General features: G+C 58.1%; 1 protein-coding gene. It reads left to right on the forward strand.

Going from position 1 to position 1,412, the window contains the following annotated elements; all coding sequences use genetic code 11:
* The coding region (locus Q8O35_RS05960; protein WP_305571658.1) for a hypothetical protein at positions 1-398 on the forward strand (398 nt) is incomplete at its 5' end.
* Positions 399-1,412 lie beyond the last annotated feature (1,014 nt).

A 1,412-nucleotide genomic window follows, 5' to 3' on the forward strand; every position in this document is an offset into this window, starting at 1 on the left:
CAGCTACCGAACGGCACGCTCAACAAATTTCAAGGAAAATCATGATGAAAAAGCAGATGATCAACATGGCCGCCTCCGAAACCACTTACAAGGACGGCAGGTACCTGCTGCTCCCCGCCGCCGCAGAGAAGATTGGCATCCCCTTGCGCACGCTTCGCGCGTGGCGCGAGAAGTGCCGCTTCGATCCCGATACGGCGGGGCTCTATGCCAAGGTCGGAAAATTCGTGTTCTTCGACCTTGAGGAGTGGGCTCGGCTTCTTGCGAAAAAGCAACAGGACGCCCTCGAGGCCGCACGCGCATGGGAAAATCGCTTCCGCCTCGTCCTCTTCTTTCCTGCCGCCGCTATTGCCGTGGCCATCGCTCTCACGCTGTTCCGGGGCGGCGGCGGCAGATTCTAGCCGCAGCATTTCCTTTATCCCTTTGCGGCCCTACGGGGCCGCTTCCTCTTCGTTTTCCAAAGTGGGCTCGGCCTCCATTTCTAGCCAGCTTACGCGGCCTCTTTTCGCCACCCCCGGATGCGCTTCAGTAGCGTGACTCTGCCCGCGAAAGTATCTTTTATCTACCCATAAAAACTCAGGTTTTGGCCTTGATTCTTGTCTCTGCGAGTGCTTTCATTGATGTGCCGGCCCAGCAAACGACAAAGGAGGAAAGCACATGATTCGACGCTTGCTCGCAACTGCGACCCACTTCGAGGCGCAGCTTGCAAAACGATTGTTCGCGCGGAGACTCGTGTTTCGGCGCGAAATGACTCCTCTCCATATAGGCCTGGCCTATGCCAGGATCGACGATGGAAGGAGGTGCCGCGACCGGTGACCACCGGCAGCGCGGCACCGTGAGCCTCTTTAGGCTCTCTGGCAGGCGCAAGGCCCATCATCGCCTCGCCGACAATTCCAGCCCCTGCAACTGGATGCACGGCAAAACGTGGCGCAACTGCTGTCTCCCACCCCATTCAAAAGGCGGCCCTTCGGGCCGCCTTTCCAACGACCAAAGCAAGAAGCATGTAACACGCGGCACCCAGGGGCATCCGAGGTGGACCGATATGCGTGCGAGCAATTCCACCAGGCAACGTGTCGAGCGTGGGCGATGTATTTCATCCATGCGGAGGATGTGTCCGGTCATTATATGGGTAACGTGCTGCGCCAAAAGAAAAACTTGACATCCTGTTGGCGCAAGCGTATAGGTTTTTATGAGGCATGCACTTCTTCGCTCCGATTGGGGCGGCTGAAAAATGAAGATGGGCACAAAAGGACAGATGATTCAGCATCGGCCCGAGCCCGCAAGTCTCACTCCCGCCCCAACGGGCGGCTGAAAAAGAAGATGGGCACAAAAGGACGGATGATTCAGCATCGGCCCGAGCCCGCGAGTCTCACTTTCCCGCCCTAACGGGCGGCTGACAAAGGCCCCTTCGGGGG

The sequence above is a fragment of the Humidesulfovibrio sp. genome (genome assembly GCF_030689645.1).
In the GTDB taxonomy this organism is placed as follows: Bacteria; Desulfobacterota; Desulfovibrionia; order Desulfovibrionales; family Desulfovibrionaceae; genus Humidesulfovibrio.